10 protein-coding genes are annotated in these 14,772 nt (G+C 51.4%); 9 read left to right on the forward strand and 1 reads right to left on the reverse strand.

Annotated elements, in window-relative coordinates; genetic code table 11:
* Positions 1 to 19: 19 nt before the first annotated feature.
* The 9 genes from FHT67_RS07705 (at position 20) to FHT67_RS07745 (ending at position 13,798) form a co-directional block, all read left to right on the forward strand.
* The gene (locus tag FHT67_RS07705) at positions 20 to 3,067 is read left to right on the forward strand and encodes an alpha-mannosidase (RefSeq protein WP_167197143.1); all 3,048 of its coding nucleotides are present in this window, start codon (positions 20 to 22) and stop codon (positions 3,065 to 3,067) included.
* A gap of 7 nt (positions 3,068 to 3,074) precedes the next feature.
* On the forward strand, positions 3,075 to 3,737 hold the full coding sequence (locus FHT67_RS07710; protein WP_167197146.1) for an SGNH/GDSL hydrolase family protein: 663 nt from the start codon (positions 3,075 to 3,077) through the stop codon (positions 3,735 to 3,737).
* Between the two features lie 455 nt (positions 3,738 to 4,192).
* Complete coding sequence (locus FHT67_RS07715; RefSeq protein WP_132306930.1) at positions 4,193 to 5,107, forward strand: ABC transporter permease; 915 nt, start codon at positions 4,193 to 4,195, stop codon at positions 5,105 to 5,107.
* A gap of 13 nt (positions 5,108 to 5,120) precedes the next feature.
* Complete coding sequence (locus FHT67_RS07720; RefSeq protein ID WP_132306928.1) at positions 5,121 to 6,017, forward strand: carbohydrate ABC transporter permease; 897 nt, start codon at positions 5,121 to 5,123, stop codon at positions 6,015 to 6,017.
* Between the two features lie 124 nt (positions 6,018 to 6,141).
* The gene (locus tag FHT67_RS07725; RefSeq protein WP_132306926.1) at positions 6,142 to 7,797 is read left to right on the forward strand and encodes an extracellular solute-binding protein; all 1,656 of its coding nucleotides are present in this window, start codon (positions 6,142 to 6,144) and stop codon (positions 7,795 to 7,797) included.
* Positions 7,798 to 7,832: 35 nt separating this feature from the next.
* Positions 7,833 to 8,600 carry a TIM barrel protein gene (locus FHT67_RS07730; protein ID WP_167197149.1) on the forward strand — a complete coding sequence of 256 codons (768 nt, stop codon included), beginning with the start codon at positions 7,833 to 7,835 and terminating at the stop codon, positions 8,598 to 8,600.
* A 150-nt stretch (positions 8,601 to 8,750) separates the two neighbouring features.
* Positions 8,751 to 10,736 (forward strand): discoidin domain-containing protein, encoded by a 1,986-nt coding sequence (locus tag FHT67_RS07735; protein WP_167197152.1) that lies wholly within the window; start codon positions 8,751 to 8,753, stop codon positions 10,734 to 10,736.
* A 25-nt stretch (positions 10,737 to 10,761) separates the two neighbouring features.
* On the forward strand, positions 10,762 to 12,765 hold the full coding sequence (locus FHT67_RS07740; RefSeq protein ID WP_167197155.1) for a discoidin domain-containing protein: 2,004 nt from the start codon (positions 10,762 to 10,764) through the stop codon (positions 12,763 to 12,765).
* 151 nt (positions 12,766 to 12,916) lie between these two features.
* Positions 12,917 to 13,798 carry a nicotianamine synthase family protein gene (locus FHT67_RS07745; RefSeq protein WP_132306918.1) on the forward strand — a complete coding sequence of 294 codons (882 nt, stop codon included), beginning with the start codon at positions 12,917 to 12,919 and terminating at the stop codon, positions 13,796 to 13,798.
* A gap of 83 nt (positions 13,799 to 13,881) precedes the next feature.
* Here FHT67_RS07745 and FHT67_RS07750 read toward each other — a convergent pair whose 3' ends face one another.
* Positions 13,882 to 14,757 carry an AraC family transcriptional regulator gene (locus tag FHT67_RS07750; protein WP_167197158.1) on the reverse strand — a complete coding sequence of 292 codons (876 nt, stop codon included), beginning with the start codon at positions 14,755 to 14,757 and terminating at the stop codon, positions 13,882 to 13,884.
* Positions 14,758 to 14,772: the final 15 nt, after the last annotated feature.

The raw sequence follows: 14,772 nt of genomic DNA on the forward strand, positions 1-14,772 counted from the left end.
ATAGGATGTGAAACTGGAATTGAATACGAGAAAAGAAATTCAGTATCAGGTTGAGAAGCTGCTAAGGGTAAAGCAGAAGTTTATTTACAAGAAATTATCCATCGTTGAATTTACTTGCTATGTTACCGGAGAACGTCTTTCTTATTCCGATATCGATTCCCGATCTTTTGAGTCTATAAGCGTCGGGGATCGCTGGGGAAGCAGCTGGACGTACGCTTGGCTTCGCAGCAGCCTCGTTGTTCCCGAGGGGACGGAAGGCAAGCGGCTGGTCGTGCTCGCGGACTTTGGCTCGGAAGCCACTCTTTACGTAAACGGGGTTGTGAGCGGAGCGCTCGATCTGCAGCATCATGACGTGACCTTAACCCGTCATGCGCGGGAAGGCGAGCGCTACGAGCTTGCGGCCGAAGCTTATGCCGGCCACTCCGGCGAGCAGCCGGTATTTGGCGAATCCTATTTGTGCCGGTTCGAAGAGGAAGTCTATCAATTCTTCATCGATCTGGAATGCTTGTGGCAGGTTCTTCAACATACGGATGCGAACTCCCTGCGCGCTGCCGACATTAACCGTTGCTTGACGAATGTCATTGCCGAGCTTGATCTTGGACTTGAGGGTCCGGAGCTGGCGGAGAACGTTAACGGCTGCCGCAGGCTGATGGAGCCGCTCCTATCCTGCGTGAACGGATCCACCTCACCGCTGCTGTATCTGATGGGCCAGTCCCATCTTGATATTGCCTGGCTCTGGCCGATTGAAGAGACGAAACGGAAAATTGCCCGCACGATGTCCAACCAGCTGGCGCTTATGGATGAATATCCGGAATATACGTACACCCAAAGCCAGCCGTATCTATTCCGGATCGTTAAAGAGCTTTATCCGGAGCTCTACTCCCGCATCAAGCGGAGAGTGGCGGAAGGGCGAATCATTCCGGAAGGGGGCATGTGGGTCGAGTCGGATACGAATCTGGCGGGCGGGGAGAGCTTGATCCGCCAGTTCCTTCATGGCAAGCGGTTCTTCATGGAGGAGTTCGGCAAGGACAACGAAATGCTGTGGCTGCCCGACGTCTTTGGTTATTCCGGCAATATGCCGCAAATTATGAAGGGCTGCGGGATCCGTTATTTTGCTTCCGTCAAAATGTTCCAGACCTATGAGAATGTCGTTGATCCGTTCCCGTACAACACGTTTATCTGGGAAGGAATCGACGGGTCGGAAATTCTGACGCATCTGCTGGACTATGGCGATTTCCCGATCCGTGTGAATCCTTCATTCCTGATCGGGCAGTGGAATGACCGCGTGCAGAAGGATGGTATTGCGACCCGGCTTGTCCAGTACGGGCATGGAGACGGCGGAGGCGGCGCGAACCGGGATGATCTCGAGTTTCTGCGCAGGCTCGACAATCTGGAAGGCGTTCCGCGGACAAGACAAAGCTCGCCGATCGATTATTTCGAGGACCAGCAAGCAAGGGGGCTTCCGGATGCGAGATACGTAGGCGAGCTGTATTATCCGGCGCACCGGGGAACCTATACGACGCAGGCGAAGCTGAAGCGGTTGAACCGGAAGACGGAAATCGGATTCCGCGAATACGAGCTTTGGGCTGCTGCCGCACAGCTGTTCCGGATGAAGCCGTATCCCTACGAGAAGCTGGATGGCTTGTGGAAGCAGCTCCTGCTTCATCACTTCCACGACATTCTGCCGGGAACCTCGATTCACCGGGTTCATGAAGAAGCGCAAGCGGAACTAACCAAGCTGCATGAGATCATCTACGAAATGGCCGCTGGGGCTAAAGCAGCGCTTGTAGAGCCTGAGCGGGAAGGGGTTACCGTATTTAATTCCCTGTCCTGGAATCGATCCGAGCTGGTTGCGTTGCCCGTCGGGGTTGCTGCGGTTGCGGATCGTTCCGGTCAGCCGGTACCCGTACAATGGCATGACGGGGTTGGATATGCCCGGTTAGAGACTCCATCCATGGGATGGGCGGCTTATGCTGCCGTCGGTAATAGCCAGCCGGAGCTTATGGTATCTCAGTCAGCTGTGTCTGCCACAACTTCGCGCATGGAAAATGAATTCATGGCGATAGCGATAAACGGCATAGGTGAAATTACCAGTATCGTAGACAAGCAGACGGGCGTGGAATGGGCAGCCGATTCCTGCAATGCGCTTGCTATGTACCGGGATCAGCCGTCTGCCTTTGACGCGTGGGAGATTGACCGCCGTTACCGGGCTTCCAAGGTTGAACTGGAGGAACAGGCGGAAATAACGGTTACCGCCAATGGGCCGCTTTTTGCCAACGTTCGCGTCCGGCGGAAGCTCAACCAGTCGACGGTTGTACAGGATATCCGAATGGAAGCCGGCAGCCGAAGGGTTGAATTCCGGACAACGGTTGAATGGCGGGAGAAGAACAAAATGCTGCGCGTTGATTTTCCGGTCCGGCTGCATGCCAATGAATCGATGCAGGAAATCCAGTTCGGTTACGTGCGCAGGCCTAATCATGCCTCCAGGCCTCACGATGCGGACCGTTTCGAGGTAAGCCAGCATAAATGGACGGCGCTTGCCGAGACGGGACGCGGCTTTGCGCTGCTGAACGACTGCAAGTACGGAATAGCCGTCAAGGGCAATACGTTAAGCATGACGCTTCTTCGCTCGCCGTCTTATCCGGACGAAACCTCCGATCAAGGAACGCATCAATTTACTTACGGTTTCTTGTTCTGGGAAGGAGCCTTCCAAGGCAGCCGGGTGATCCGGGAGGCCTACGAGCTTAATTATCCGGTTAGCGCCTTAAGCGGTGCAGGCCGCGTGGACCAGCAATCACTTCTGCAAATCGACCAGTCCGGTGTTCTGGCGGAGACGGTTAAGCTGGCCGAGGACGGTTCCGGGGATTGGATCGTACGCTTGTACGAGAGTACGGGTTCTTCCGTGTCTTGCGGCGTCCGCGCCGGGTTGTCCTATTCCGCCGCGTTTGAGACCGATATGCTGGAAGCTAACCAAGCCGAGCTGCCGGTTGCCAATGAGCTTATTAACTTGCATTTCCGGCCATTTGAAGTCAAGACCATCCGTTTTGCGCTAAAACAAGGGAGGTAGCGTATTCATGAAGCTAAAGCAAGGGCAGAGACTGGTTGTTATCGGCGATTCGATTACCGATTGCGAGCGTAAATTCCCCCATGGGGAAGGGTTATTCCAAGGCGTCGGCAAAGGGTATGTCGCGCTTGTGGACGCCTTGCTGCAGACCGCTTATCCGGAGCTGTCGGTCCGCGTAACCAATATGGGCATCGGCGGCAATACCGTAAGGGATTTGAAGGCCAGATGGCAAACGGACGTGCTTGATCTGAAGCCGGATTGGCTGACGGTTATGATCGGCATCAATGACGTATGGCGGTATTTCGATCAGCCGAATATTCCCGAATCGCATGTGCTGCTGGAGGAATACGAGCGGACGTTGGAGCAATTGGTGAAGTCTGCGCAGCCGGAGGTACAGGGGGTTGTCATCATGACGCCTTTCTACCTGGAGCCTAATCCGGAGGACCGGATGCGCAAACGGATGGATGAATACGGCCAGGCTGCAAGACGAGTGGCAGAGAGAACGGGCGCCGGGTTTATCGATATCCAAGCGGCGTTTGCCCCGCAGTTCGAATACGTGCATCCTACGGCTATCGCTTCCGACCGGGTGCATCCGGGCTTGTCCGGCCACATGATCATTGCGAGGGCATTGCTTCAAGAGCTTGGCTTTGAATGGGAGCGGATGAAGGGCTGACGAATAAGGCGCCTCGGGGAGAGTTCCCCAAGGCGCCTTATCTTATCCGATTCGGAATCGTGCTAAACCCTCTTAAGTAAATCAGGCTTTAAGCTTATCGAATGGGCTTTGCATACTAACTCACGTTAAGTTCGCCTAAAAAAATAGAAAAATGCAGGAAAAAAACTGTATTGACGTCCAAAAAAGTATGTGTTAATTTTAACATAGTATAACAAGGTAAAGAGGGGAGGTAAGCCGTTCCCTATCAATCCGTTTTCTTTGTGGTACTGCTCCCTTCTAGGAAAACATTGCGGTCAGTTCGGTACCTTTATAGGATGGGACAGGAAGCGTTGTTGATTAGGCTTAAAAATGAATACGCTTCCAATTAGAGTATTTCCCTGTCTCTTCCAATTGTTCGGTTGTAGAAATTTTTGGTTGGTATACTAATTTGATAAGGCTATTGAAGGGGTGTTTTTTTGGAAACAACCAATAAAAGCTTATGGTCGCGGATTAATAGACATCGTTATTTGTACTTGATGGTTTTGCCGGGATTTCTAACGGTTCTGATTTTTAATTACTTTCCGATGTACGGCATTCTGATTGCATTCAAAAAGTACAGCGTAGTCAAAGGCATTATGGACAGCCCATGGGTGGGGTTTAAATACTTCAATACCTTCTTCCATGATCCGCTCGCGTTCAGGGTATTAAAAAATACGTTGCTGCTTGGCCTATATACGTTGCTTTGGTCATTTCCGGCACCTATCATTCTCGCTTTGCTGTTTAACGAGCTTCGGAACAAAAGGTTTAAAAAGATTGTGCAAACCGTTTCGTATTTTCCCCATTTCATCTCCGTTGTTATTGTCGCCGGCATGATCAAGGAATTTACGGCTAGGGACGGACTCTTTAACGATATCATTTCCTTCTTCGGCGGATCGCCGGTGATGTTTCTCTTGGAGCCGGGTTATTTCAGAACCATCTTTATCTCTTCGGGGATCTGGCAGGGTGTGGGCTTTGGAACCATCATCTATCTGGCTGCATTAAGCGGCATAGATCCTACCCTGTATGACGTAGCGGAAGTGGACGGCGCCAACCGTTGGAAAAAAATCGTACATATTACTTGGCCGTCATTAAGATCCACAACCGTTATATTGCTCATATTCGCCGTTGGCGGAATACTAGGCTCGGACTTCCAGAAGATTATATTGCTCTATTCGCCTGAAACCTACAGCGTAGCGGACGTTATCGGCTCCTACGTGTACCGTCAAGGGATTTTGGGAGCGCAATACGAGTATACAACGGCAATCGGCTTGTTCATGTCCGTCATATCCTTCGTTATTCTGTATCTGACCAATTGGATCAGCCGCAAGGTTTCGGATACAAGTTTGTTCTAGGAGAGGGTAAGCAATGAAAAAGGTGAGCTTGGGTTCCAGAACGTTTGATGCGGTAAACATCTTTGTAATGCTGTTGATTATGGTCGCTATCCTGTATCCGATTCTGAACATTATCGCGACTTCCGTGAGCAGTACCCGTTATATCTCGTCGGGAAGCGTGTCGGTCTGGCCGAAGGGCTTCAATGTGGAAGCTTATACGACCGTATTTAAGGATCCTTTTATCTTCAAGGGTTATCTAAACTCGATTATATACGCGGTTGGGTCAACGGGGCTGATGCTGCTGTTTACCTCGTTGATGGCCTACCCCCTTACCGTCCAGACCTTTGTCGGGAAGAAGTTTCTTACCATCTTTCTAATGATTACGATGTTTTTTGGCGGAGGCTTGATTCCTACCTATTTGCTGATGCGCAGCATGCACATGCTGGATACGATGTGGGTCATGATTCTTCCCGGGGCTATCGGGGCGTATAACGTCTTTTTGTTCCGAACCTTCTTTCATAATATACCTGCCGAGCTGAAAGAGTCTGCCTTGATGGACGGCGCCAACGATCTTATCGTCTTGTTCAAGATTGTTCTGCCTTTATCCAAGGCCTTGCTTGCAACCTTCGCTTTGTTTGGACTTGTGGGAAGCTGGAACAGCTGGTTTGAAGCCTTAGTCTATCTGCAGGATCAGGATAAATATCCGCTCCAGATGGTACTGAGAAACTATTTGTTTACCCTGGATACCAATGCGATTGCGGGAAGGGTCGGCGCCGGCAATGTTGCGATTAATCAATCGGGGGACTCGCTCGACCCGCAGGCCGTACGAATGAGCGTCATTATTATCACGATGTTCCCGATTATGTGCATATATCCTTTCTTCCAAAAGCATTTCACAAAAGGGGTACTGGTAGGCTCGATTAAAGGGTAGGGAACGAAGACAAACCGTGCAGGGAAGGGAATGCAGGAATCCTGCTGTGGAGGTGAAAGGACGGCAAGCAATCCGTAAGCCTTACGACATGCTGTACACCAATTATTTATCAGGAGGGGTTTGTATGAAAAGAAAGACAAAAACGATGTCTTTGCTTTTGGCTTCCGCGTTGGCACTGGCAGTAACGGGCTGTACAAACAACAATACTAACAATGCGCCTAACGAGACTTCCGGCACGAATACGGGGGCGGGCAAGACGGACAGCAAGCCTTTGAGCTTCTCGGTAGCGCTGCCGTCCAATGGCGTTGACAACGAGAATAGCATGATGGGGAAAGAATGGCAGAAGGAAATGGAAGCCTATATGGGCAGAAAGGTCAACATTGATTTCAACTATATTCCTTCTTCCGAGTATGACGAGAAGCTGAAACTAATGATTGCGAGCAATGATTTGCCGGACTTCTTCGTTACTCCATTGTTCTATGATACGACCGAAATGGCGGAGCAGGGCCAGATCCTGGAGCTGAGCCAATATAAAGACCTGATGCCTAACTATATGAATTATTTGAGCAAGGTCAAGAACGGTTTGACCCGGGTAACTAACGCCGAAGGCAAGATGTATACCTTCAAAGAAACGTCAACGCCAAGGTTTCCTGCCGATAAAGGCATGCTGATCCAGAATACGTCCTCGTACCGATATGATATTTTCCAGCAAAACAATATCAAGATTCCCGAGACCTGGGATGACGTGTATCAGGCAGCCAAGAAGCTGAAGGAGCTGTACCCGGATAAATATCCGATTGCAACAAGATGGAACAGCTTGCGTTCCTTGTTCGCCGCAGACCATGTGAAGGATGATATTTATTGGGATGGCAGCAAATACGTATACGGCGTTCTTCAAGACGGATACAGGGATGCGCTCCAGTTCGCCAACAAGCTGTACGCCGAGAAGCTGCTGGATCCGGAGTATACCATCGATACGGACGATACGCTGAAACGCAAAGCGCTAAATGGCGATAACTTCATATGGCTGACGCAATGGTTCACGACTCCGGCCGAATATACGAGAACGCTTAATGACGGGAAAGTATTCGCGGTTACTCTTTACCCGAATAATCCGGATTACGGAACAGCTTGGCAGGAGGTTGCAAACGGCAATACGCCTGATTTGGGCTGGGCTCAGTTCTGTATTAACGCCAAAACAAAAGTGGCGGAGGATCTGATCAAATTCATTGACTATCAATATACGGACAAAATGATGAACTTGATTACCTGGGGAATCGAAGGAACGACGTATACGGTTGGGGCGGACGGCGCGCAAACCTTTACGGACGAATTTAAAAAAGCGCCGGATCCATGGCTGGTCGGCGACAAGTACGGAATTCGGGCAAGCAAAAACTATAATCCCGGCCTGCAAATGGTTAACGATTCCAAAGCATTCGTTGACTTTGCAGCTACAGATTACACCTACTTCGACGGCAAATACGAAGAGGTCCCGATTGAGAAATCGCCGTACTTAAGAAGTCTGCCAATGCCGCAGAATGATTATGTTCCATCCTGGTACAGCGAGCCTAGCATTCAATTCACGCAAGAAGAAAGCCAAAAGATTTCCGAAATCATGAACCCCGTTAAAACCTTTGTTACCGAAGAACAAGCGAAATTTGTTTCCGGGAAAAACAGCTTTGACGATTGGTCCAAATTCATCGACAAACTGAAGAAAATGGGCGATATCGATAAAGTGCTGCAAATTTATAACGATGCCGCACAACGCGCGACGAAATAAGGAATGCCATTTAGCAATGACGGGAGTGATCGAGTGTGGCAAAACCGGTTGTGGGGCTTCAATTATACACCCTGCGCGATTTAACGGAGCGGGATTTTCTTGGCACCATCCGCAAAGCGGCGCAGCTAGGCTATAAAGCGGTAGAGTTTGCGGGATTTTTCAACACGCCGGCCAAAGAGGTTAAAGCGCTTCTTGCCGAGCTTGATTTGGAGGCGCCATCGGCTCATATCGGGTTGAATTTTTCCGAGGATGCCGCTATCCGGTCGGCTGAGCTCGATAAGCAGATCGAATACGCGCAAGAGATCGGCCTGCAATACATGGTTGCGCCATGGGCTCCTCTGCCCGAGCAGCCGGAATGGAAAGATGTGCTGAAGCTGGCCGGCATTCTCGAAGAAGCGGGAAGAAAAGTAACCGGGGCGGGAATGACTTTCGGTTACCATAATCATGCCTTCGAGTTTCAATTAGTCAATGGCAAACCGGTCATGGATCATTTGCTGGAGCTTGTTCCGGCGCAGTATCTCATAGCGGAATTTGATCTAGGCTGGGTTCATGTGGCAGGCTGCAAGCCCGTTGATTACGTGCAGAGGTACAGCGGACGCGTGCCCCTCGTTCACTTCAAGGATTTCGTGGAGGGGCATACGGATACCGAGGTAGGCAAAGGCTCCGTTGATCTGGAGAGCGTATTGCCAATTGCCGAGGAAGCCGGGATCCGGTACATCTTCGTGGAGCAGGAAGCATTCTCTTCCTCTTCGCTGGAGAGCGCGGGAATCAGTCTTGAATTTTTCCGAAAGAACGGCCTTTAAACTTACGTCATTTCATCTTAGAACGAATAGGAGCAGTCTGCGGTCAGCATGCTGCTCCTTTTATTTTCGGGAGGTGATGCGATGACGTAGTTTGCAGTCGGAATCAACATGCTGCGCAAACAAATGAAATCAATCGGAGGATGATCATGTATGCATGCAAAGCTGCGTAGAACGACCGGAATAGCAGTCTCTATCCTGCTTAGTCTGGCTTTATTCCCGGGGACGATGCTGGCGGATAACGCCGCAAGCAACAGCGGGACCAGTCCAATCCAAAGCCAGCAGCCTTTTGGCATCCGGGTTGTCGACTCCAAGACCGGACGGGGGATTCCGGCCGTTGAACTAAGGACGACAAACAACATGACCTTCTATACGGACAGTGCCGGTTATGTCGCCTTTAAAGAAGCAGGGCTTATGAACGAGACCGTATTCTTTCATTTATCCAGCGACGGCTACACGATTCCTGAGGATATGTTCGGGTATCGCGGACAGGCTGTTGAAGTAACGCCCGGAGGAAGCGTTACGCTGACGATGGACAGAGTGAATATTGCGGAGCGGCTGTACCGTCTGACGGGCGAGGGCATTTACCGTGACAGTTTATTGCTCGGCAAGACGCTGCCGATTCATGAACCGGTGCTGAACGGGAAGGTAATGGGCCAGGATTCCGTCCAGACCATTAAATACAACAATAAATTGTACTGGTTCTGGGGCGACACGGACCGCGCCCGTTACCCGCTGGGCAACTTCCGGGTAACGGGCGCAACCTCGATGCTTCCGGGACAAGGCGGACTCGACCCGGATGTAGGCGTTGATCTGACCTATTTCAAGCAGGACGACGGCTTCGTAAAAAGCCTGGTGCCGCCTCTTCCGGACGGCGCCAACATTGCGTGGGTATTCGGATTGATGACCGCCAAGGATTCAAGCGGACGCGAGAGGCTGCTGGCCGGTTACAGCACGCATAATCCGGATTTATCGGCCTTTGGCATTCTTCAGTTTAATGATCAGACCCAGCAATTCGAACAGCTGGTCCAGTTCCCGGACAAGAATGATTGGCGCCATCCGGGAGGTCAAGCAAGCTACTACAAAGAAAACGGAAAAGGATATTGGGTGTTCACCGAGCACCGGATGCCGAATCTTCGCGTACCGGCGACTTATGAAGCGATTCAGGACTACACGAAATACGAAGCTTTTACGCCTCTGAAGCCGGGGACAACGTACAGCGGTGCCAATACGCAGCTTGAACGGGACGCTTCGGGCAAGCTTGTCTGGGGATGGAAGCAAAATACGCCGCCGCTGAAGCAGGATGAGGAGAAAGAACTTACTAAACTCGGAGTAATAAAAGATACGGATACCCGTTATTACCAGCTCAAGGATGTGGATACCGGCGCCGACGTCACGATTGCCGGCAGCTCCGTTGAATGGAATGATTACCGCCAGAAGTATGTTCTGTTTGGCCAGCAAATGGGCGGAACAACATCGGGGCTTGGCGAGATGTGGTATGCGGAGGCGCCTGCGCCGGAAGGGCCATGGACAACGGCCAAAAAAATTATTACGCATAACAACTACACCTTTTATAACCCGGCTCATGACGAGTTTTTCGATAAAGCCGGAGGCCGTTATATCTACCTCGAAGCGACTTACACCAATACGTTTACCGACCACGAGCCAACACCGCGCTACAACTACAATCAGATAATGTATAAGCTCGACCTTGCCGATCCGGATCTTGGGCTGACGCCACAGGCAACGGATTTGGCAAAAGGCAAGCCGATTGCCTCCTCTTCAAACGAAAAGAATCAGCCGGCGAAGCTGGCTAATGACGGCAGCTCGGAGACGTCCTGGACATCCGCTGCCAAAAGCCCGCAATGGCTGAAGGTTGATCTTGGCGAGCCAAGCAGCATTAACCGAGTTGTGCTGAATTGGGGAGCTGCCTACGGCAAGGCTTATCAGGTTCAGATCTCAAATGACGGGGCGAAGTGGAAGGACGTATACGACACCAAGGCCGGCGACGGCGGCGTGGACGACATTACGTTTGCGGATGCAAAAGCCAGATATGTCCGAATGTACGCCATACCAAGAGGCGCTAAGCTATCCGTAAGGGAGTTCGAGGTGTACGGGACTCGGCAGAGCTCAAACTAATCATTCTGGAACGGAGGGATTATGCATGGGAATGAGATTACGCATCCGGATCATGGCCGGCGTTCTGCTGGCTGGGGCTCTGCTCCCCGGAACTTTAGCAACGGCCGGTGCAGCCGGGGCAAGCGTTGCCGATAAGCCGGCGCAAAGCCAGGTTTATAATCAGGAATTGTTCAAAATTCACGTCGTGGACGCGGAGACCGGAAGAGGGATTCCGGCCGTGGAGCTGAAGACTACGAACAACATTCGTTACTATACGGACAGCGCCGGCAACGTTGCTTTCGACGAGCCGGGACTTATGAATGAAACGGTCTTTTTTCATATAGCCAGTCATGGCTACGAGGTTCCGACGGATATGTTCGGTTACCGCGGTCAGGCGGTGGACGTAACGCCGGGCGGAAACGTGACCATTCAGATGAACCGGATTAATCTCGCGGAACGGCTGTACCGGGTCACCGGACAAGGCATTTACAGGGACACCGTTATGCTTGGGGAGACGCCGCCGATTGAAGAACCGCTCCTAAACGGGAAAGTGATGGGCCAGGATTCCGTGCAGACCATTAAATACAAAAATAAGCTGTACTGGTTCTGGGGCGATACGGACCGGCCCTCTTATCCGCTTGGGAACTTCCGCGTGACGGGAGCCACGTCGAAGCTGCCTGAGCAAGGGCTGGATCTCGACGTTGGCGTCGATCTCGACTATATAACGCGCGAGGACGGGTTTGCAAAAAGCCTTGTACCGCCGCTTCCGGACGGTGCGAATATCGCCTGGATTTTTGGCCTGATGACCGTCAAGGACGGTAACGGCGAGGAACGCCTGCTTGCTGCTTACAGCACGCATGATCCCAACCCTCGTTCTTTCGGCATTCTGATCTTTAATGATGAGAAGCAAGAATTCGAGCAGCTGGTCCAATTTCCGGGTACCAGCGACTGGCGTTACGCGGGAATGGGCGGTCAAGGAACGTACTACGAGGATGGCGGCAAAGGCTATTATATTTTCACGCAATACGAGTATCCGAATATTCGGGTAGAGGCGAAGATGGATGCCATTGCGGATTACACCCAATACGAGTATTTTACGCCGCTTGCGCCAGGGACGACTTATGCCGGGGCGAACACGCAGCTTGAACGCGACGCTGAAGGCAAGCTGGTATGGGGCTGGAAGAAAAACACGCAAATGCTGACTCAGGAAAAGGAGAAAGAGCTGATTGGATTAGGCTTAATCAAGGCGGATGATGAACGTTATTTCCAATTGAAGGACGCCGATTCGGGCGATGAGGTTCAAATTGCCCAAAGCTCCGTCGAATGGAATGATTACCGCCATAGCTATGTCATGATTGGTCAGGAGAAATTCGGCAAGACGTCGCTGCTGGGCGAAATCTGGTTCGCGGAAGCGCCCGCGCCTAACGGACCATGGAAATTGGCCAAGAAAATTATTACCCATAACGAGTACTCTTTCTATAACCCTTCCCAGCATGAGTATTTCATTAAGGACGGCGGACGTTATCTTTATTTCGAGGCGACCTTCACCAATACGTTTACGAATGCGCCTGCCATGCCGCGTTACAACTATAATCAGATGATGTATAAGCTGGATCTTGCCAATCCGGAGCTGAACCTAACGCCGCCGGACGGACCGGAGCTGACGGAACTGGCGCAAGGCAAAGCGATAACCGCCTCCTCTTCGGAGAGCTCGCACCCGGCCGCGGATGCCAATGACGGAAACGGCCAGACCCGCTGGGCCTCCGACTCCTCGGATCCGCAGTGGATTCAGGTCGATCTTGGTGCTTCAAGCCCGATCAGCCGCGTCAAGCTGGATTGGGAGGTTGCATATGGCAAAGCCTACAAGATCCAGGTGTCGGATGACGGCTTGAACTGGACCGATGTATACAGCACAACTTCCGGTGACGGAGGCACCGACATCGTTAACTTTGATGAGACGCCAGCCCGTTATGTACGGATGTTCGGCACGCAAAGAGGTACGATGTACGGCTATTCGTTATGGGAGTTCAAGGTGTTCGGTCGTAACTAAAGGCTAGCAATGAGGCATCCGGTTCCTGTTCATCGGGAAGATGGATGCCTCGTTCTTTTGCCGGAATGAGCCGGCTTGTCCCGATTCCCTTCTACATCCCGGGCGAAATGAATATATTTCGAATATATGTGGAAGAAGGAGAGTTGCGTAAATGGAGGTTTATTCTACGGGTACGGCCGCATCCGCAAGCAGCCTGCCAAGATGGCAGGTTGTTGACGACTTTATCGCTTTTATCCGCGAAGCCAACGAGCTTCTTCAGAAGGAAATAGATTTGTCTCCGGCCAATCAATTGGTTACGGGCGTTATTGGCCGTATTTTCACCCAGCTGCGTTCCCGTTATTTGCCGGAGGAGGTACAAGCCGTGCTGAGCAACGAGTATATTCGAAAGCATCAGCGTCAGCTGCAGGATAAGCTCTCGGAAGCCGAGTTTCTGACAGAGCTCAGCGACTCCAGGCAAGCCTGCAAAGCTCTGGCTTTCGGACTGGATAACCTAAAAAATCTCCCGAATTGGCCGGTTTACATAGCGCTGGTAAAGCAGGAACTGGATACTCTTCGCCGCTTTACCATGCCGGATAGCCGCCTGGAGCAATCTCCCGTTGTGTTTGTAGGCAGCGGGCCGATGCCGTTAAGCCCGATTATTTTCTATCTGCTTGGCGATGTGGAGGTTGTCTGCCTGGAGAAGGACGCGGTGGCTTACGAGGCGTCTTGCTCGTTGCTCGAGCATATCGGTCTCGGATCGAAAATTAAGGTCGTATTGGAGAATGGCGCCCATTACGATTACGGTTCGTACAAGCGGATCTTTGTCGCTAGTCTTGTGAGAAACAAGCAGGCCGTGCTGGAACAAATATGCCGCACCGCTTCGGATCCCCTCGTCGCTATGCGTACGGCGGAGGGAATGAAGCAGATTATGTATGAGGCGATTGACGAGGAGGTTCTCGCAAGCGAAGGATGGCATATCCTTGGACGGACAGAACCTGATGAAGGTTTGGTCATTAATTCCACTTTGTTTTTGAAGCACAGAGGCTTAGAATAAGCTGCAATAAAAGACTATAGGACATTTCGCCAACGAAACGGCGTTTGATTATCCCGCATTTCCAATAACGGTTAAGCAGCTGCTTAACCGTTATTTTGTTGCTGCTCCAGCTTTCGGTAATCGCGGGGGGATAGACCGGACAGCTCCTTGAACACCTTGCCGAAATGGGAAAAGTTCTCGAAACCGCAATGCTCGGATATTTGGGTAATGCTCCAATCGGTTTCCTTCAATAGCTGCTCCGCTTCCTTGATCCGGGTAACGTTGATGTATTGGCTGTAGCCAAAGCCGGTAACCTCCTTAAAGACGCGGCTAAGATGTCCCTTGCTAATGAAGAAACGCTTGGCCAGCTCGTCAAGAGGCAAAGGCTCTCTGAAATGCTGATTGATATGGCGGACGACATCCGTTATTTTCTGCTGAACCGGAGTAAGCTCGATGGATGGCTGCACCTTGCGTCTCTGAACGTGACGGGCCGTAAACAGCAGCAATTCAAGGGCCATGTTCCGGATATGCAGCCGATAGCCGGGCGGACATTCGTGCAGCTCGCGCAGCAGGGATTCGAACAAAGCCTCCAGCTGCATGCGTTCCTGCAGATTAAGCTTGATGATCGGATGCACCGAAGCGAAAGGGGACAGGAGCAGCTCCGTCTCCTCCCGCAACAATCCGTCAAAGAAGGGCAGGTCGTAATGAAGCACTACCCGTTCATGATTAGGCTGGCTAAGCTCGGAGGTCCGGTGAACCTCGTTAGAGTTTACGAGGATAAGATCGCCCGACTGAATCTGATAGACGGAATCGCGTATAAAAAACTTTCTCTCGCCGCTGTACAAGTAAAAGAATTCGTACGAACGGTGATAATGGGTATTGTCCATGGAATGATAGCCGATTCTCCGGTCGAATTCGATCCACAAGGGTTCGCTGATCGAACCGAACCGAAGCCTATTGGGAAGCGATGCAATCGTCATAATGGGAGGAGCTCC

The organism is Paenibacillus sp. BK720 (assembly GCF_011761545.1).
Classification (GTDB): domain Bacteria; phylum Bacillota; class Bacilli; order Paenibacillales; family Paenibacillaceae; genus Pristimantibacillus.

Excerpts from the sequence above, each read along its gene's own strand:
- FHT67_RS07710 (WP_167197146.1), top strand. The coding sequence starts at position 3,075 with ATGAAGCTAAAGCAAGGGCAGAGACTGGTTGTTATCGGCGATTCGATT.
- FHT67_RS07720 (WP_132306928.1), top strand. The coding sequence starts at position 5,121 with ATGAAAAAGGTGAGCTTGGGTTCCAGAACGTTTGATGCGGTAAACATC.
- FHT67_RS07725 (WP_132306926.1), top strand. The coding sequence starts at position 6,142 with ATGAAAAGAAAGACAAAAACGATGTCTTTGCTTTTGGCTTCCGCGTTG.
- FHT67_RS07735 (WP_167197152.1), top strand. The coding sequence starts at position 8,751 with ATGCATGCAAAGCTGCGTAGAACGACCGGAATAGCAGTCTCTATCCTG.
- FHT67_RS07740 (WP_167197155.1), top strand. The coding sequence starts at position 10,762 with ATGGGAATGAGATTACGCATCCGGATCATGGCCGGCGTTCTGCTGGCT.
- FHT67_RS07745 (WP_132306918.1), top strand. The coding sequence starts at position 12,917 with ATGGAGGTTTATTCTACGGGTACGGCCGCATCCGCAAGCAGCCTGCCA.
- FHT67_RS07750 (WP_167197158.1), bottom strand. The coding sequence starts at position 14,757 with ATGACGATTGCATCGCTTCCCAATAGGCTTCGGTTCGGTTCGATCAGC.